The following is a 19,759-nucleotide window of genomic DNA, read 5'->3' as shown; positions in this document are numbered from 1 at the left end:
TCGTGTGAAAAATGCGGAGGAGAAATGTATCCCGAGTATTACAAAGGAGTACACGGTATAGAGTATAAAATTTCGGATATTCGCTAGACAAAAAGGGACCGGGCGGTTTTTGCCCGGTTTTTCTTATTGCGAGGAGAGATGATTCGAGCCAATTCTTATCTCCCGTTACAAAAGAAAGGGAAGTAAAAAATAATGATACTCCAGACCATCCTTCGATGAGTCCAATTGGGATCGAATCAGGATCGTTTGGACTGATGGCTACATCTTGAGCCAAAAGAGTTTTTAATCTTTCACCGATTGCGATAGCTTTCTCTAAAAGATAATCAAATTCAGGTATCGTCGAGGCTGATAATAAAGCTAAGCCAGTGCCTGCAAGGCCTGATTTAAGTGAAATATCTTCTGTATCTAATGAAGGAAGTAAGGAATCATAAATCTTTTTAGCCTCTGCTCTCCTACCAATCTCATAGAGAACACCAGCAATTCCAGCCTTTCCAGTAAATAGCCCATCATTTAAATGACAAATGTACTCGTCTTTCCCGAATTTGCCCGCCCACTCACTCGCTTTAGTGGGTAAAGTTCCGGTGCGAGCAAGAGCTAATACTACGCCAAAGCCTCCTGTTAATACATTGAGGAAGCCATTGGGTTCAAATTGGCGAATATCCCCTGGTAATAGCCTTTGGTCATCTCTTAATTCAGCAATGATTCCGCCTCTAATTTTTTCAATGATGTCCGGTAAGTCATCAACGTGGAAAAATTTCTCTGGGGCAGATAAAAGGCTGTCAGCAGGGATTGCCTTTCGTTTCGTACATTCAACTTCGATTTCTTCGATGATGTGTAAAGCTTCAGCACCAAAATGCTGATAGATCCATTGATCATGTTTTTTAAGGATGTCTTCAGCTAGGTCCTGCACCGGTCCAATAGGGGCGAATGCATGTCTTGCGATTCTTAGAAGAGCAAACCAGTCAGCTTGTTCTCTTGTTGCTTCATAGGAACTTGTAAAGCCTGGAGTCATAAGACCAGGATGTCTAGAATCAGTTAGTTCACTAGCAGATTCAAAGTCTATCAGTTTAACTTCAAGATGATCTGTGATCATAATATTTGCCGGTTGCAAATCGCCCATGCCAATATGACAGGAGTGAATTTCTTTAAGGGCATCCTTTATTTTTTCTAAAATAGGGATGATTTTGTTCACGTAAGCTTTAGGATCTTGATCATTTGAAAATGGATAGTACGCGGCTAACCAAGTATTTAAAGGTACACCTTCGATGTATTCTTCAACGAGAAATGTGTGCTCCCATTCTTCAAAGACCTCTATCAAATTTACAACTGAGTCCACTTTCTTTAGTCGTTTAAGAATTTCAGCTTCATGATTTAAACGGGTGACGGCATCCCTGTTCTGTCCGTCTAATCCTGCTCCAGGCCTGCCTTCCTTTAAAATGACTTCTAAACCGGTTTGATGGCAATCAGCTAAGTAGACACCTCCTCCATTACTGAAATGAAGGGCAGATTTAATATTGTACTCATTGAGTTTTGAGTGTTCGGATACGATTTGTTCCTGAGCTTTATCCATTTCCTGTATAATTTCAGGCTCTTCGATAAAATCAGGAACAAGGTATGCAACCCCACGAATATCCGGTACGAGTTTTCCTGAGGGATCTAAAATCGCGGGAATTTTTCTGGCTCCCTCGGTTAGATACATTTCAACAAAAGCACCATATCGGAAATAGATATTTCCATCTAACCATCTTTTATCACTTAGAATATAGGGTCCTTTCGGAAAGTCTTTTAATAGCTGATGAAGCTCCTTTAATAGGAAAGTAAACTGCTGCTCATTTAGTGGATAAATAGTTATAAACTTGCCTGAACTACCTCTATCACCATATTTAGAATTTTTGAGAACTAACTCTAATTTGTTCGTGACATATTTAAAAATGATATTGTTCTTAATAAGGAAAGGGGCTACTTTGTCTAAAGTAGCTTGTGCACTGTCAGACGTAGAGCTGATATGTATCTTCCAGCCCTGTTGAGGAAGACTAACATTATTGTGTAAGCAATAACTCCAATGCTCGTCGTGTTGGATGACCCAATTTTCGGGTAGACGGGGTTCGTGAAACTTTGATTCATCAGCTTTTTCTTTAGGAAGCTCATAATATTTTTCATTTGGAACGACATATTTCAGATACCGCATGTCCATTTTTGCTTCCTCCTTCTCCTAAGTTTAAGGATCAGATTCTGGGGAAGGGCTTCCCCAGAACCCTCTAGCTAACAAGCAAAAAGGCTATAAGTGCTTGCAATCGTATTGCCTAGACATCCAAACATACTAGTAGTGGAAAACAGTCCATGTTGAGTTGCGTTTCTATACGGTTGCATTGACTGAAGTTCTAATACAATGCCTTTTTGTTGATTATAGGTCAATTTAAACCCTCCTCTCTTACTTAGTGGAAACATGGAACTTAGGTGGAATTAACTTTGCTCTGGGGGTAGGACACAAACAAACAAGCTCAATGTACTATGTTTTTTACAGGTGATGCTGATGTTTGAGTTAGACTGTAATGATGTTGAGGGATCCATTTTTTGTAGTTGAAGGACAGTAGACATTTTGCTCTGGTATGACATAGATATCTCCTTTCTTGGCACAAATGATTGTGCTTTAAAATTTTATTAGCATACATAGGAATCTGAGGATTCTTATGTAGACTATAAGGCTTAAATAAACATCAGTGAAACCTAATAGTTATGAATTAACAATCGTGGGTCATGCTCAAGCTCTCCCGCAGCTACTCTGTATGCCGCTTCAATTAATTCTCCCCAGTATGGTGCCCAGAGAGTATTTTTAGCAGATTTCATGCTAAGGCTAGTAAGAGAGTTTTGAACATATCTTCCCTCGTGTATTGTGAACCAAGGTCCTCCTGACATGCCACTTTTACCTTTGCTTTTTATCCCTTGTAAACTGGAATTTTTATAAATGTCTTTTTGTGCGGATCCTTTACTAATAAAAGGCTTTTTTGATGGGAAGAAAATATTTTGAAAACCTAAGGTGATATAATCCATATTTCTAGGTAGGTTAAAGGCTATGGGAATAGCATGGCGTTGATAATCAATAGTAGAAGAGAACATAGAAGAAAATACTAGAAATCCAGTATCATAATCTACAATACCGTTTGTCCAATCTTTTGGTATTACAGCTAATTTAGGAGTATAAGAAACTTTAAAATTCTCTAGGTAGGGTAAAAAAGATATTCGTTCAAAAAAACTTTGAGATTCCCAATCATAAATGCAATGAGCAGCTGTTGCCACAATGGGAAAGTGAGGAGATTGAATGATGCTGCCACTACCAAGAGATCTATCTTTTTTATTAAACCAAAATTCGACTTTTCCTAAGGAAGACAACAATGGTTTTTCACTATCAGATAGTTCATTTTTATAAGTAGTAAACAATTACATAATCCTCCATATAATCCATTAATTTGGAATTAAAACTATATTTTTCCAAGTAGATGATTTATACTAACAATAGTATCTCACAAGTCCATTGTCAATAATTTACTGCACATTATTTCCAATATTTATAAAAATAGTAAAAAAACACTAATTAAAAAAGAGGGAGTTAGTGGTATGGATGTAAATGGTAATAGGAAAATGGGTGCTAAGAGATTTGTCAAAATGATAAACGAATTTATGCCATCAAAGTGGATACAGATGCTTGCGATTGGACTTGTCATAATTGAAACGGCCTTGTCGTTAGTTGTTCCTTTATTAACAAAGGATATTGTAGACCATATGAATATTGCACAGCTTGATAAAAAGGCAATTTTTTTATTAGGCGTTGTTTTTATCTCTCAATTATTTATGTCAACTTTCGCTTTATATGCAATGAATTATATTGGACAAAAAGTGGTCTTGAAATTGAGGGAAAAGGTTTGGAATAAAGTATTAGAGCTGCCTATCACATTTTTTGATCGACATTCATCTGGAGAGACAATGAGTAGGATAACCAATGATACATTAATAGTGAAAGATTTTGTAACGGGACAATTGATTCCATTTGTTTCAGGAGTCATATCAATCATAGGGGCTGTTGTTTTACTCCTATTAATTGATTGGCAAATGACGGTTCTGATGTTCTTAGGTGTCCCACTAGCTATTCTTATTCTTGCTCCATTAAGTAAAAGCATTTACAAAGTATCCCGATCGTTACAAGATGAAACAGCTATGTTCCAAGGTGATTTGGGACGCGTTCTAACGGACATTCGGCTTGTTAAATCTTCTTTAGCAGAAAAACAGGAGAAACAAATGGGGCTTAATAGAATGAAGAAGCTTTTCCAATTTGGGATAAAAGAGGCAAAGATACTGTCCATCATTCAACCCCTCACAATGAGTGTTACGCTCATGCTTCTTGTCGCTATTTTTGGGTACGGTAGTATACGAGTTGCTGCCGGAACTCTTTCAGCAGGTTCACTAATAGCGATTATTTTTTATTTATTTCAAATCACCGTTCCTTTTTCCCAATTAACGAGCTTTTTCTCTTATTTTCAGAAAGCGCTTGGAGCAAGTGAGCGCTTAGACTATATTTTGTCTACTAAATCGGAACCGAATGTGGTCGAGGCGACGGATGTTGCAAGTAATCCGAATTCACTTTCATTCCATCAAGTTTCTTTTTCTTATTTAGAAGACAAACCCATCTTATTCTCCGTAAACTTCGAGGCGGAAATTGGGAAAATGACAGCGTTTGTAGGCCCAAGTGGTTCAGGGAAAACAACACTTTTTTCATTATTAGAGAGATTCTATCTACCCAATAGCGGGTCTATTACTTATAAAGGGAAATCCATTCATCATATCCCCTTAGAGGAATGGAGGGGGAAGATTGCCTATGTATCTCAAGAATCACCCATGATGTCCGGCACGATACGTTCAAATTTGACCTATGGACTAAGCGATATATCAGAAGAGCAAATGAATGAGGCAGTGGCCAATGCAAATTTAAAAGATTTTATTGCATCCTTGCCACAGGGGTACGAGACGGAAGTTGGTGAACGGGGAATAAGTCTGTCAGGGGGGCAAAGGCAAAGATTAGCAATCGCAAGAGCAATGATACGAAATCCCCAAATCCTCCTTCTTGATGAAGCTACTGCTCATTTAGACAGTAAATCTGAAAAGCTAGTTCAGGATGCATTAGAGAAGTTAATGAAGGGACGTACCACGTTGGTGATCGCTCATCGATTGTCCACTGTAAAGCATGCTGACCAGCTCATTATTTTAGAAAATGGAAATATTACTGGAGTCGGCACTCATCATGAACTTTATCATAAGCATCCATTATATAAAGAATTTGTTGAGCAGCAACTTGAAGTAGTCTCAGAAAATGAATTTGTGAATGCTGGTGCTAATTAACGTAGCGCTTATTCATCCATTCGTTATTTAAAAATTACATAGGTTCTCATAGCTACTTAATTGAGTAATTTTATTGTCGGAATTTTCGATATAATGGCGAAAAATGCGGCGATCGCGTGACCTCTTATTGGGAAATTGTACCGTGTAATGTAAATCGGCTTTCTGTTAAACTTGCCAGTAAGAGGAGGAAAGTGGATGAAAAAAATATACATAACAGCACTGTTTTTACTTGGTTTTCTTGTAGTTCCTCTTGACTCGGGTGCATCTGCGCCTGTATTTAAGGATGTTGGATCAACCCATTGGGCATATAAAGAAATTAGCTTTTTATCCAGTAAAGGAATTGTTCAAGGGTATACGAATGGCAGGTTTGGAGTGAACGATTCGATTACGGTTACCCAAGGGATGCTCATGGTTGAAAGGGTAGTAAAGAAAAAAGTCCCTTCACCGGTGAAGGGAGGAGATGGAAAGAAGCCGCTAACGAGAGGAGAAGTTGCTATTCTCTTAGACGGAGCCTTCGATTTTAACACGGGCGCAGTTTTTCCATTTTATGATTTGGAGCAAACGAGTCCATATTTGAAGGCAATCCATAATCTCACTTCGAATCATATTGCTTTTGGCTATCCGGATGGTTCTTATCGGCCAGAAGAGCCGGTGACTCGGGCTCAATTTTCAGCATTACTTGCGAGAGTGCTAGATACGCAGTTTCGAAAGGTGGATGTAATGGTGCCTACCGTAAAGCAAAGAATTTTAGTGAAAAGTACTTCTTTAAACAAAGCGCAAGTACAGCTTCAGGAGCTGGACGGTGCGAATTGGAAGAATGTCCAAACGTATGAAGCGGTGATTGGAAAAAATGGTACGGGCAAGACAAAAGAAGGCGATGGCAAAACACCAATTGGAGCTTATTCGCTCGGAACAGCATTTGGCTGGGGTGAAGCTCTGCCTAATTTGCAATATCCATTCAAAAGGGTGACGAGCAACGATTATTGGATCGATGATGTGAAGTCTAAGGACTACAATAAGTGGGTTACGTACAGTGGCAATCCGAGTCAAAGATGGAACTCATTTGAACGAATGAACCATCCGCTTTATAAATATGGCGTAGTCATTCGCTATAATGAGGACCCAATTATTGCAGGCAAGGGAAGTGCTATTTTCCTGCATATGAAAAATAGCACAACGAAATATACTCTTGGCTGTATCGCCTTAAATGAGCAGGATCTCATTACGTTAATAAAGTGGTTAAATAAGGATAAAAACCCGAAAATGATCATTTCCTAAATTCCTATTTAAATCAGGAGATGCTTCTCACTTGACCTATGATAAAATGGAAATATAAGGTGGTGATGTGATTTCATGGTTATTATTTTTATCCTTGTTATTTCCATCTTAGCACTCTGAATAGAATACAAACTAAACAAAAAAGGTCCGGGCGGTTTTCTTATGTTTCCGGAATTGTAGGGTGAAATTCCGGAATTAATGCAATTTTTCCGGAAATATATCTGCTTTTTCCGGAATTAAGCAGAAAAATTCCGGAATTAATCACGATTTTTCCGGAATGCACCTTCGTTTAAGTAGTACAGACGATTTTTTGTTTGTTCTGTGCTAAATAGGCGTTGAGATAGGGACTATTGGCTGGAATAAATGGCGAATTTTAACAAAAGTGTTCGATAAATGACCAATGTAATCAAATCGTAAAGTAAGGATCTGCTATTCTTTGATAAAATATTTTTAGTAAATACATAGTTCGCTATGATTAGACAAAGAAATCATGAAATGACGGGGTGACAAATGAAACAAATGGCAAAAAAATTACTAACGTTGAGTTTGATTTTCATCCTGCTTCCATTTTCTTCAGTGGAGGCTGCCTCGAAGCCGGAGGATGTAGTGAAGATTGCCAAGAATTATATTGGCGTTCCGTATCTTGATGCTGGTGCTACCCCAAGCGGATTTGACTGTTCAGGATTTACCTATTTCGTCTATAATTTAGTAGGAGTTACCATTCCCCGCATCGCTGCTTCTCAGTATACGATTGGGAAGAGTGTCGACAAGGCGAATCTACAGCTAGGAGATTTAGTTTTCTTTGAAAAAACAATGAACAAGCCGGGGATCACGCATGTAGGTATTTATGTTGGCAATAATGAGTTTATTAGTGCCACATCAAGCCAAGGAATCAAGATTGATTCTTTAAGCAATACGTATTGGGGACCGAAATATGTTGGAGCAAAGCGCATTTTGGAGGACGGTGGATTTACGGACCTTGCCAATGGGCATCCAGCGTATAACGCAATTATGATGCTTAACCAACAAGGGGTTATTTACGGTTTTGAAGATAACACATTTAGACCAGAAAGTCCTGTTACACGTGGACAAGCTGCAGCCATCATCAATCGGGTTTTGAAAAAAGAACCGAAGAATTTAAATGCTTTTGTTGATGTTCCGACAACGTCAAGATTTGCCAAGGAAATTGCCGCAATTAAAGAAGCGGGAATCATTAATGGTTTTAAAGATGGCACTTTTAGACCGGATGCTTATATGACAAAGGCAGAAATGGCCCTTATTGTACACGGGGCATTTGAGTTAAGCAAACAAAACTTAACAATTGGTAGCCATTCCTATATCGATGTAAAACCGGACTATTGGGCATATGAGGCAATTGAAACATTAAGGTCTATTGACTCGACAACTCTATTTGCTGGAAATCGATATAATACGGGGGAATTTGCAAGTAGAGCGATATTTTCTGTCTCTATTTACAATTCTATGAATACAGTAGGAAAATAAGCGAAACCCAGGACATTGTCCTGGGTTTTTTGCTATTTACTACCAAAAATTGAATATTTTCAGCAATAAACTACAAATCTACTATTAAAAATCGATGCGTTCTCTGTTAGAATGAGAAAAGGTAACAAGTGTAAAAAAACGAGTGCAATAGAGAGGAGAAAGATCATTGAGAAATAAAGCAGTAAAAGTAATACTTTCGTTCCTACTACTATTAGCTGTATTTCCAGCGGTAACGACATATGCGGATGATATAACGGGAATTAGTTTAGAAAAAGAATTGAGAGAAGCGATTAATAAGGAAATTCTTTATGGCTATGGTGACGGTGTGTACAAGCCAGGCAACAGAGTTACTCGTGCTGAGTTTGCCACCTTTATTACAAGGGCATTGCACCTTCCGGAGGCAGACCATGTATTTTCAGATGTAGGACGTAACTCCAATTTGGCTCCTGGAATTAATTCTGCGGCAGCCGCAGGAATTGTCCAAGGACTTGGCGGAGGAAAGTTTGGTCCGGATCAAGAGATTACAAGAGAACAAATGGTCATTATGATCAATAATGCACTAGCTTTTCAAAATGTAAATGTTGAGTATCAAATACCGACAATTTTAACTGATTTTAATGAGATTACGTCGTCCATTTCTAGAACGGCGATTGCAAACAGTGTTTCGTTAAACATTACAGTAGGTTTCCCGAATGCGGATGGGAAAACATATCGTTTCGCGCCGAAAAATAAAGCGACACGCGCTGAAGCGGCAGCGTTTATTATTCGCATGATTCATGCGATTGAGGAAGTGGAAGTTCCAACTCCAATCCCAGGTGAAACTCCTTTTGCGATTGCAAACATTGGAAGTGATCGGAAATTAGAACCAGCAAAAGAATTCAAAACATACAATGAAGCGCTGGCTCAATGGAACAAAAGCAGTACGCAAGTGATCACATATAAAGGAAAAATCATTAAAATGGCTTCAGGGTTAGCATATGGGAACCCTTCTGTTAGTACTTCCTCAAATGTGACGGAATTATACAGAACATCTAGCTTCAGTGGTGGTTCTGTTACGTACGTACAACGTGGGGAAGAGATGAAGTATATTTCATCTGATGAAAATGCTGTCGAAGTCTATATTGGTGGACAGACATTATTTGCTAGGCAAGCGGATATAGAGCTTGTGCCATTTTCAATGGTAGAGCAGCAAAATTATTATACCGTTAATGCAAGTAACGAACTCGTATTGAATGTTTTCTCGAAAACGGCCAATATGAATGGTTCTATCGTCATTGGCAAAGCACCAAGCATTTTAAAGCAAGGCACTAGATATTATAGCTGGGATGGAAATAAATTCTATACAAATTCAACAGGATTATCTACATCCTATGTTGGCCAATCTTACTCCTATTTTCAATATTTGCCTGCTAGAGTGCAAACTTCGTACACAGCGGCAGAATTGAATCAATACATTAATAAGAGATTATCAGATTTAGAGAAAACGGGATTGAGCAAGTATAAAGATGCTTCAAAGCGCAGTAAAATAATTGGTCTTGGCACTTATTTGAAGCAAGTTGAGCAAACACATCGTGTCAATGCGTTGCTTATTTTAGCGATGGCCTTCCACGAAGGGGACTACGGCATGAGTCCGAAATCATTCGAGTATAACAACGTGTTTGGAATCGGCGCTTATGACAGCACGAATACAGCGAAGCCGTATCCTTCTGTAGAAGCAAGTGTCGATGCGTTAATCAATGATTACTTAGGAAAGAACTATATTCCTCCTAATGCTTGGGCTGCAAATGGCGCAGTACCAGGAAATAAAATGATTGGCTTCAATGTTAAATACGCATCAGATGCTTACTGGGGTGCGAAAGTAGCGAGCCATATGTATCGCATCGATAAAGAAATGGGAAGCAAGGATTATGGAAAGTACAAGACAATCGGTTTGGTTAATACCGATAGCACAGCTGTACGATCTTCTGCGAATTCAAGCCTTGGCAACGCCAACTTAATTTATCGTTATAATACAAAGAACAAACCAGTAATCATTACCGGTGAAGAAAAAGCAAGTGATGGTTGGGTTTGGTATAAAGTTCTAACGGACGACAAAACAGCGGTAAATGGCTATATCAGATCCGATCTCGTAGACAAACTACCTGTCAACTAATCTGACAACAATATACGAATATTCGTAGCACAGACCAAAAACATGGTCTGTGCTATTTTTTTGCAAGGAAGGTCGTTCGTTGCTTGGATTGCGCGCTCGATTAGGAAATGAGCAGTTTCTCACGATGATTGCGCGAGTTTCCATAAACATTGCGCTGATTTGGTTTTGGATTGAGCCTGTTTGTCGCTCAATTGCGCGCTCAATTCCAGATTGTGCGTGTTTGTTGGGTAATTGCGTGTGTTTAGTGTGGAATTGCGCCGGTATTTATGAAAATTGCGCCGATTATGACCAGGATTGCGTCAGTTTGTCGCAGGATTGCGTCCCCCAAAAAAGTGAAGCTCAAAAAAGGAAGTGCAGAAACGTCACATTGTGTTTCTGCACTTCCTTTTCAAATTTTAATACGAGTCTTGAAACTGTGCTATAAAATTCTACAGCAGTTCTTCTAAGCCTTGTGCTTCCAATTGAATTGTGACCTTGTCCAAAAGTTGGATACTTTCCGATTTTAAGTATTCGAGCTTGGACTTTATTAATACATCGATAAGCGCGCTTCTTGTTTCGCCGATGCTTTCCCATTTTGCTTGATGATTAAGTAAATCGACTAAGGTTAACTGTTCATAATCATTGCCGGCAAATGTTAAATCAGGATTGACTTGATACCAGAGGTCTCCCGTTTCCCTGATCCAATCTTCACCGATAAATTCAATCGCTGTGCGGATTTTCTTCGCAGCCTGCAAATATTTTTCATCCTTCGATTGTTCGAAGCACTCGAGCAATAAATTGGCTCCCCCTAAAATATGGTTCAAGGAGGCATGTGTTTTTTGACTCGGATCATAAGGTGAAAAATAGTCGGAAATAAAGAGACCGTCTCCTGCATGAATAACATTTCCAATCGCGATCTGTTCAATTAAATAGTCGCCATAATGGAGCTGGGCATCTATTAACTCTTGAATTTGCAGCTCTTCGCCCATTTTATGCAAATAGAGGGCGATAAACTCGTTATGACGCGTATCGATGTATGGCGCATTTAATCCATAGGCTTTTTGAAGCCAGGTACTGGTGTACTCTGTTTCCCAAATGGACGTATCTTTTTCTTTACGGTATTCGTATAAATCCGCTACAGAGTTTACCAATAAATTATAAAAATATCTTTCTTTTTCTGTGAAATAGCGGTCAATGGCTTCACGATCGACCATCACGCCAAGGTTTCGCCCATATCCTTCCTGTGTGTAAGGCTCAATCGACCATGGCAGTTTTTTGAGCGGCCCGCCAATCGTCAGCCAGCCGTTTGCTTCTTTATACTGTTCGATTTGGTAGTGAATCCAGCTTTCATGATGTTTCGGCTCGGCAAACAGTTCTTCATTTGCGAGCATGAACCATCCTTCTGCTAATTCTCCCTCACTGGCAGTTAGAGGGAAAGATAGCGTCAGCTGCTCATCTTCTGTTTTAAGATCATATTCGGCAAATTCATGATGAAGCTCTCGCACATCACTTTTCAACCCATTATTATATTCTTTTTGAAGGGGGGTAGAGGTGTATTGCTTGCTTAACACAAGCTGAAGCTCACCTTCTTTTTCCCCTGACAGTTCAAACAAGCCAATTGGCTGCGTCGTTCGATCCATCCCTGTATTGCCATCATGGGTTCGTTCAAATTCAAATGCATCCCAAGTTGTAAACTCGTAATCGGTCATATGGTGAAAAGGAACATGAATTTGGATCGGAATTTCTTTCTTTTTCCATTTTCCTTCTAATTGCAGGAAGACAAGTTGATCGCCATTATCGATCGTTCTTATTTTTACATGCAGAGAACCAGCTTCCTTCCTCCCTTTTTTCACGTCAAACTCGTAATGGATGTCATCGTATACGTTTAAGAGGCTAGAGTTCTCTTTTTTTACCTCAACGAATGAATAATCCTCAGAAGTAATTCTCATTGAAGCCTCCTCCAGAAGTGGAACCTCAACAGGTTCCTCTGAAGAGGATTGGCAGCCAGCTAAAACGAGAAATAAAGAACATAAAAAGAACCTTTTCATAGAACAACCACCTTAATTTCTAGCCTTCTTTTTGACAATTCCGAGCAAACGGGTGAAGCCTTCTCGGTAAAAGATGTATACACCAACTACATATAAGACAACACCAAGAGGAATCAGGATTAAGAGCTGAACAAGAGAATAGAGCTCTCCGATTGGCGTAATCTTTTGGATCATGTATAATGGCACGGCCATGATCAGCGTTGGAATGAGCACACGAATGATTAGGTTGAACAGCTTTATTGCCTCAGAACGATCGAAATCCTTATAAACAATGAACGTCGTCACGGTTAAATAATAAAGTGAAACGAAGGCGCTCGATAATGCCAGCCCAGGATAGCCAAAAGGCTTCACGAAAAGCCAGTTTAAAAGGATGTTCAAGGCAATGGTCGTTACGCTCACTCGGAAAATAATCGCTGTTTTCCCTCTTGCGTACATCGACTTAGAGATAATGTATTGCAGCCCTTGTGTGACAATCATCGGCAAGTAAAAGACGAGTGCAATGTAGGTTGCATGGGTATCCTCGGCAGAGAATTTACCTCTTTCATAAATAAAGGAAATCGCCTGTTCCCCGACGAGAAATAATCCTACAGCAACGGGCATTAACGTGACTAAAGAGATTTGCATTCCCATGAAAACAGTAGATTGGAACTTTTTCAGATTGTCAACCTGCTCTGACAGTAGGGTGAAGATGATCACCGCGATCGTCGTTCCATAAATCGTGTGCGGAATACTGACGAGCAGTGATGCGTTATTTAAATAGGTTACCGCACCATCGATTGTCCCGGAAGCAAATGTTTTATTGACGAACATATTGATTTGTCCAACGACAGAATTCAGGAGAGAAGGGACGAGAAGGACAAGGAAGGCTTTCCCAAATTCCTTTTCCACTTTAACCGTTGGACTCCATTTGTATCCACTTCTATGCAAATAGTAAAACTGAATCACAGAACCGAGTATTGTTCCGAAAATAAAACCGTATGCTAAACTATTAATGCCCCATCTTTCTGAGAACAAGAGGGCGAATACGGCACCCATCAAAGTCGCCAGCAATTTGGAAATTTGCGATGGCACAAACACTCTTCTTCCTTGTAAATAGGAGTCGAGAATGCCGTTTAAGGCAATGGCACTCATGAAGAGGAAAAAGAATTTCGTGATGCTAATGGCCACCTCTTCAGTTGTTGGGCTCATGTCCCCATAAATAAAAGGAACAAAATACGGAACTAAGAAATAGCCGCCAACGGTCACGACTAAGAAGATTAAAAATGTTAAATTCATGACGCCGTTTGCGTTCTGTTCCGTTTCTACTGGTTTTTCCTTCCGATTCTGTACATATAATGGAAGAAAGACGTTGTTAAACCCTCCGCTAATCATCGCGATTACAAGGGTGATAAATGAAAAAGCAAGGATGTAAGCATCCGTATATTCGGTCGCCCCGAACTGGCGGGCGATAATACTCTCCCGGAGAAATCCGGACAGTTTCAGAACAATCGCTAATAAAGTAATCAGCAGGGCTGATTTTTTTAATGATGGCAAATTCCTTCACTTCCTACTCAGTTTCCAAGGGAAATTTTGTATTTAATCACTCAAAACGAGGGTGTCCCCTAATTTTAGGGGACACCCTCAACCAATAAGCATTAGCCCCGTCTCATCTGCCTTTGAAAAAACATGTAATTGAATGTTATCGGCGATATTTTCGATATATCGGCGAAAAACGGAATTTATCGGCGTTTATGAAAATATATCGGCGAAATATAAGATATATCGGCGAAAAAACAATTATATCGGCGAAACGTTCAAAGCAGTCATTACTTTTCCAAAGCTGATAGATAAATTTGTTCGTACTTCTCTGCTGCGGCTAAATGGGAATATTGTTCCTCGATCTTTTTTCGTGCTTGTTCCGCTAGGCTTGCTCCTTTAGTCGGGTTTTCAAGCAGAGCGATCATCGCCTCGCTTAATTGTTCCACATTGCGTTCCTCCACAAGGAGACCATCTTTTTCATGTTCGACGATTTCTTTTAAGCCGCCGACTGCGCAGGCGATAAGGGGAACACCGGAACCCATTGCCTCAAGGGCGGAGATCGATGTCGCTTCTTCTACCCCTGCCGAGTGAATGCTTGGGACAAGAACGACGTCAGAAAGGGCGAAATAATCCTTGACCTTGCTGTGGGGAATCGCCCCTAATAATTGCGCGTTCTCTGTTAGTCCTTTTTCCGCAATAAGGTTTTTCAACTCTTCGTACGCTTCGCCCATTCCTGCATAGACAAGCTTCGCATTAGGAAATTGCTCCAATACCTTCGGCAAGGCTAGAGCTGGATAAATGACCCCGTTTTTTTTCGTTAAACGGCGAGGTACGAAGAAAATTTGCTCGTCCTCCTTAAAGCCATATTGGCGGCGAAGTTCACTTTTTCTCTCGACTGCTGGCTTGAAATCATGGATATCAATGAAATTTCGAATCGCATTTCCTTCGACGCCTGCCTGGTTATACACATAGTCCTTAATTCTTTGATCGACAGTAATGACTTTTCTAGTGCTTTTAAAGGCTTTTTTCTCCATCTCTTGTAGGAATTTCGCCTCATCGCTGTTTTCGATCACAGAGCCGGCGCTTACTGCTTCAAAAGCCATATATCCGTGCACCGTTGAAACGGTCGGAATCCCTGATTCAATCGAAGCGAAGGTAGCAAAGACGTCCTGAGCATTGATAATATCGTAGCCTTGACCCTTTCGCTCTGCAATCAGCTCCTCAAGCATTTTCTGTCTCGCTTTACGGCTCCAAATAATTCCTTTGCCTTTTTTAAATTTATTGAGAACGAAGCTAGGTCCTCGCGCATACCATTTTCTTTTCCAGCTTGGTGCGTCGCTGAATGAGACGATATCCACTTCATGTCCTCTTGCTTCAAGCCCAGCTTTTAACGTGGTGACATGGGTAGATAAGCCGCCAGCATGGGGGTAATCAAAAACGGTTGTAATTAAAATTTTCATTTTATCTTCTCCTCAGGTATTGTTCGTGTGAAACGGCCTCTTTCGCTACACAAAAACCTGCCCTATTTTAAAAAGTGTTCCTTCAATAAATCGATATTTTCCATTGCGTCCTCACGCATTTTAGCTGCCTGTTCTTCGATGTGGGAGCTGAGCTCAGCTCGCTTGCTTAAGACCATGCGCGCATTTTCCACTAGCTTTTGCCCGTCAAGCTCCTCCAGTTGGAAGGAATATTGCCACATTCCTGAACGTTTCAGCAAGCTTTCCACCTTTTTATCGTAGCTAATGCCAATATGGGGAACAGCTACTAAAGCAGAAAAGATCAGGGAATGGAGCCTTAATCCAATTGTGATCTCACACTCGGCAATGAAATTTAAATATTGATTTGGTGAAAAATCGGGTCCTAACACATGACAACGTTCTTTATGCTTCATCTGCTCTAACACATGGTTCGAAGCGCGCACGTCATGATGCCCTTCCATTGGAACGAAGACAGGAGTAACGCCGTCTTGTTCAATTAACTCGTCTAACGCCTTGCCAATTTCCTCGTAATGTGCCGTGTGCTGAAACCATGGACGAACGGAAACGGCCAAGATTTTCTCATCCCCCCGTAAAGGAAGGCTCTTCATGCAGGCGTCATCCTCCTTCTTTTTAAAGGCAAAGACGATATCTGCCGTGACTTTTGATTCCGGGCGGTTGACACCAAGCTTATGAAGCAAGTCTTTCGAGAACTGGTCACGCACGGTAACGAAATCAGCCATATTGGCAAAAATCTTCATTAAAATTTTTCCCCATAAACTCGTAACGGGACCAATCCCTTGGGAAAAAAACATGACCTTCGTTCCACATAGTTTCGCTAAGAATACAATTAATAAATAATACGGCAATGGCCCGAACAGAAACTTTGTCGGGTATGTATCTTGAAGAAGGCCGCCGCCGCCGCTAATCAGCAGGTCAGCTTCCTTTAACGCTCTCACTTTTCCTTTAAAATCATGGCGCCAACCACGATAGACACTTTTTACTTGATGAGTTTCGGCAGTCTTATTTGGGGACAATGAAAATACCGTGATCTCTGGATCGGGTAATTCTTCCTTAAGATTATCGACGATTGCCTCAAGAATCGCCTCATCTCCAGTGTTCCCAAGACCGTAAAAACCTGAAATAACAACTTTCAAAAAAGGAATCCTCCTTACGGATAAAAATAAATTTGCGACGATGTTGAATGGTTCAATAGAAAGCCAACCTTTATTTTATCATCAGAATACGTGACATTCAATGTAATTGGTGCAAGGTTTGGCGGAATTTGTTATACTATGTTAGGATTAAAACCAAATTATTGGATAGAGAAACTTGACTGAAAAGAGGTCCTAAAGGATGAAGAAAATCTGTGTTGTTGGTTTAGGATATATTGGATTACCAACATCGGCGGTCTTTGCCCGCGCTGGTTATGACATTGTTGGTGTTGACATTAGCGAGCGAGTAGTGAAAATGTTGAATCAAGGTGAAATTCATATAGAAGAAGTGGGTCTGCCTGAATTGGTGAAGGAAGTTGTCGAAAAAGGCAAGCTAAGAGCATCTGTAACACCGGAGAAAGCAGATGTCTTCATTATAGCTGTGCCAACGCCGATTCACGAAGATCTCTCGGCTAATGTCGATTACGTGATCGATGCGACAAAGGCAATTGTTCCATTTTTGGAGAAGGGCAATGTGGTCATCGTCGAATCAACGATTCCGCCGAGAACGATGGATGATATCGTTGCGCCAATTCTTCAGGAAGCAGGATTCAATACAATGGATGATATTTACTTAGCCCATTGTCCAGAGCGAGTACTTCCAGGACGTATTTTAATTGAGCTTATTGAAAACACGAGAATTGTGGGGGGAACAACGCCTGAAGCAGCGAAGCGGGCAGCGGATGTTTATCGTACGATCGTGACAGGTGATGTGATTGAGACTGAAGCGGTGACAGCGGAAATGTCGAAATTAATGGAGAACACCTTCAGAGATGTGAATATTGCATTAGCCAATGAACTGGTGAAAATTTCAAGTCGACTTGGCGTCAATGCCCATAAAGTCATTGAGTTGGCTAATAAGCACCCGCGCGTCAATATTCACCAGCCAGGTCCTGGCGTTGGTGGACATTGCCTTGCGGTTGATCCTTATTTCATTGTTGAGAAGGCCCGTGAGGAATCTCCGCTCATTAAATTATCAAGGGATATTAATAATTCAATGCCGCACTTTGTCGTTGAAAATGTCGAGAAGCTGACGGTTGAATTGAAGGAGCCAAAGATCGCGGTATTTGGGTTAACGTATAAGGGCAATATTGATGATGTACGAGAAAGCCCAGCGCTTGAAATTGTCGAGATGCTCATGGGCAACCCGCGTTTTCATATTAACGTATGGGATCCCCATGTGAAGCAGGAGCAAGTGAGCTTTGATTTACATTCGTTTGAAGAAGCGGTGACGGGAGCGCATCTCGTTTTAATCCTTGCTGATCACCAAGAATTCAAAGTGCTGACCGAGGACAGCTTTGCTGCGATGAAAACAGCAGTTGTATTTGATACGAAAAACTGTTTGCATTTACAGTCGGAAAAGGTTCAAGTGCTTAAGCTAGGAAACTTAAGAGAACTTAGAACAATACAGGAATAGGAAGTATTCTATATGGAGAAAGAACAATATTTAGGCGTTGACGTCTCCCTTTTAACATACGATGAGATTCTTGCTGCTACGAAAGAGCGAATTGCCAAAGGGGAGCAGTCGACCATTATTGCCGTCAATCCTGAAAAAGTGATTGTCGCCAATCAAGATCCGCTCGTAAAGGAGCTTATTAACGGCTCGACCTTTCAAATTCCCGATGGAGTTGGGATCTTGCTCGCATCAAAGCTAAAAGGCGGCAAGCTAAAGGAACGCGTCACAGGGGTTGACATGATGGAAAGACTGCTCCAGTTTGCCGCACAAGAAGGACATGGCGTCTTTTTCTACGGCGCAAAAGAGGAAGTCGTCTCAGAAGCGAAGCGGAAATTGGAAGAACGCTACCCATCATTACAGATTGTCGGCTATGAAAATGGCTATGTGACCGATCATGAAAAACTGGTCGAAAGCATCAATCAATCGGGTGCGACCCTCTTATTTGTTGCATTAGGAAGTCCAAAGCAGGAATTATGGATACGCGAGCATATGCCTAAGCTCAATGTTAAAGTCTTTCAAGGAGTTGGTGGAAGCTTTGATGTCTTTGCTGGAAAAGTCAAAAGAGCGCCCCTGTTCTTTAGAAAGCTTGGCTTAGAATGGTTCTACCGTCTCATGAAGGAACCGAAAAGGTTGAAGCGGCAACTAAATTTACCTCGATTCTTGTGGAGAGTTTTAAAGGATCGCTAAGGAGTAGAAAGCATGATTCGATTCTATCAAAAAGGCGACGAACATGAAATCAATGCGCTGTTTTTCGAAGTATTTGGAAAACAGCGCTCCCTTTTGCATTGGAATTGGAAGTTTATGGACAATCATTTGCAGCAATCCCTCATCCTTGTCGATGAGCAAGAAGGGCAACTAGCTGGGCATGTTGCCTTAGTTCCAAGTGAAGCGAAATGGCATGATAGAGAAGTGAAGCTTGGAGCGAGAAATGACACAATGGTTTCCCCGAAATTTCGTGGGAAAGGAATTTATGGAGACCTGAACAAGGCATTAATTTCTTCCTCAAAACAACATGATTACGATTATTTATACGGCTACCCGGCAGAAAAAGCAAAAAAGCTTTTTATCCGTTATACCGATGCGATGGAAATTGCGCAAATTCCGCGCCTGATGAGAATCAATCGTTTGTCAGCTTTAGTCATGAATCGAATTCCATTATTAAAGCTGGCAAAGCCGATTTTCTTATTGCTTGATCGTTTTTTTACGGTGAAAGAGTCGAAGCTTCCTGCAGCATTTGAGATCAAAATGATTACCCATTGCGGTTCGGAATTTGATCAGCTATGGGAACAGGCGAAAAATGTGGCGCCGATTTTGCTCAAGCGCGATGCGAAATTTCTGAACTGGCGCTTTCACAACCATCCAGATCGGGACTATCAAATGCTCGGATTATTTGAAAATGGCACACTTCTCGGTTATGCCGTACTTCATGTAGAGGAAAAGAAATTCGGCAAAGGGACCGTGCTAAACGGGACGATCGTCGATCTGTTGGCGATCGACAAGCCCGCTGTTTGGGATGCGTTAATCCGTGCAACTTTACAAAAACTCCGCCAAGCGGACATTATCCAAACATGGGCGTTGCCGCATACGGTTCTTTATCCATTGCTGAAACAGCAGCGCTTCGTTCATAAGGATAGTCCCATGTCATTGGTGGGCAAATATATAAATGAAGATTTACATGAATCAGAGACGACGGATTCTATTGAAAACTGGTATATTACACCAGCGGATGTGGATTCTTTCTAGGA

General features: G+C 40.7%; 14 protein-coding genes. 7 read left to right on the top strand and 7 right to left on the bottom strand.

Annotated elements, in window-relative coordinates; translation table 11 throughout:
• From lanKC to PZE06_RS19210, 3 genes are all read right to left on the bottom strand, one after another.
• Positions 1–2,194: class III lanthionine synthetase LanKC (lanKC, locus tag PZE06_RS19215; RefSeq protein ID WP_275791914.1), on the bottom strand; the 2,194-nt coding region annotated here is incomplete at its 3' end.
• A gap of 269 nt (positions 2,195–2,463) precedes the next feature.
• Positions 2,464–2,598 (bottom strand): class III lanthipeptide, encoded by a 135-nt coding sequence (locus PZE06_RS30140; RefSeq protein WP_225310713.1) that lies wholly within the window; start codon positions 2,596–2,598, stop codon positions 2,464–2,466.
• Between the two features lie 129 nt (positions 2,599–2,727).
• Positions 2,728–3,438 carry a trypsin-like serine peptidase gene (locus PZE06_RS19210; protein WP_150948794.1) on the bottom strand — a complete coding sequence of 237 codons (711 nt, stop codon included), beginning with the start codon at positions 3,436–3,438 and terminating at the stop codon, positions 2,728–2,730.
• 177 nt (positions 3,439–3,615) lie between these two features.
• Here PZE06_RS19210 and PZE06_RS19205 point away from each other — a divergent pair, with 177 nt between their 5' ends.
• From PZE06_RS19205 to PZE06_RS19190, 4 genes are all read left to right on the top strand, one after another.
• On the top strand, positions 3,616–5,391 hold the full coding sequence (locus PZE06_RS19205; RefSeq protein WP_150948791.1) for an ABC transporter ATP-binding protein: 1,776 nt from the start codon (positions 3,616–3,618) through the stop codon (positions 5,389–5,391).
• Between the two features lie 195 nt (positions 5,392–5,586).
• Entirely contained in the window at positions 5,587–6,669 is a 1,083-nt protein-coding gene (locus PZE06_RS19200; RefSeq protein WP_150948788.1) for an S-layer homology domain-containing protein, read from the top strand.
• Positions 6,670–7,179: 510 nt separating this feature from the next.
• Positions 7,180–8,172: a C40 family peptidase gene (locus tag PZE06_RS19195; protein WP_150948785.1), complete on the top strand. Its 993-nt coding sequence runs from the start codon at positions 7,180–7,182 to the stop codon at positions 8,170–8,172.
• 166 nt (positions 8,173–8,338) lie between these two features.
• Positions 8,339–10,324, top strand: a complete 1,986-nt coding sequence (locus PZE06_RS19190; protein ID WP_150948782.1) for an S-layer homology domain-containing protein — start codon at positions 8,339–8,341, stop codon at positions 10,322–10,324.
• A 428-nt stretch (positions 10,325–10,752) separates the two neighbouring features.
• On the opposite strand, the gene PZE06_RS19185 is transcribed toward PZE06_RS19190, so the two are convergent.
• The 4 genes from PZE06_RS19185 to csaB all read right to left on the bottom strand — a co-directional run bounded on the left by PZE06_RS19185 (position 10,753) and on the right by csaB (position 16,501).
• The gene (locus PZE06_RS19185; protein WP_150948779.1) at positions 10,753–12,351 is read right to left on the bottom strand and encodes a hypothetical protein; all 1,599 of its coding nucleotides are present in this window, start codon (positions 12,349–12,351) and stop codon (positions 10,753–10,755) included.
• A gap of 12 nt (positions 12,352–12,363) precedes the next feature.
• A complete protein-coding gene (murJ, locus tag PZE06_RS19180; protein WP_150948776.1) occupies positions 12,364–13,884 on the bottom strand; it encodes a murein biosynthesis integral membrane protein MurJ in 1,521 nt (506 codons plus the stop codon).
• 272 nt (positions 13,885–14,156) lie between these two features.
• Positions 14,157–15,329, bottom strand: a complete 1,173-nt coding sequence (locus PZE06_RS19175) for a glycosyltransferase family 4 protein (RefSeq protein ID WP_150948773.1) — start codon at positions 15,327–15,329, stop codon at positions 14,157–14,159.
• A 62-nt stretch (positions 15,330–15,391) separates the two neighbouring features.
• Complete coding sequence (gene csaB, locus PZE06_RS19170) at positions 15,392–16,501, bottom strand: polysaccharide pyruvyl transferase CsaB (RefSeq protein ID WP_150948770.1); 1,110 nt, start codon at positions 16,499–16,501, stop codon at positions 15,392–15,394.
• Between the two features lie 199 nt (positions 16,502–16,700).
• On the opposite strand from csaB, the gene PZE06_RS19165 reads away from it, so the two are divergent.
• The 3 genes from PZE06_RS19165 to PZE06_RS19155 are packed head-to-tail and all read left to right on the top strand — an operon-like array spanning position 16,701 to position 19,757.
• Positions 16,701–17,975, top strand: a complete 1,275-nt coding sequence (locus PZE06_RS19165; protein WP_150948767.1) for a nucleotide sugar dehydrogenase — start codon at positions 16,701–16,703, stop codon at positions 17,973–17,975.
• Positions 17,976–17,987: 12 nt separating this feature from the next.
• On the top strand, positions 17,988–18,701 hold the full coding sequence (locus tag PZE06_RS19160) for a WecB/TagA/CpsF family glycosyltransferase (RefSeq protein ID WP_137743499.1): 714 nt from the start codon (positions 17,988–17,990) through the stop codon (positions 18,699–18,701).
• A gap of 12 nt (positions 18,702–18,713) precedes the next feature.
• Positions 18,714–19,757 carry a GNAT family N-acetyltransferase gene (locus PZE06_RS19155; protein ID WP_150948764.1) on the top strand — a complete coding sequence of 348 codons (1,044 nt, stop codon included), beginning with the start codon at positions 18,714–18,716 and terminating at the stop codon, positions 19,755–19,757.
• Positions 19,758–19,759: the final 2 nt, after the last annotated feature.

Origin of the sequence: Robertmurraya sp. DFI.2.37, from assembly GCF_029211245.1 — a bacterium.
In the GTDB taxonomy this organism is placed as follows: Bacteria; Bacillota; Bacilli; order Bacillales; family Cytobacillaceae; genus Robertmurraya; species Robertmurraya methanolica_A.
Note: the sequence above shows the minus strand (reverse complement) of the source record. Positions and strands in the feature narration are given on the sequence as shown.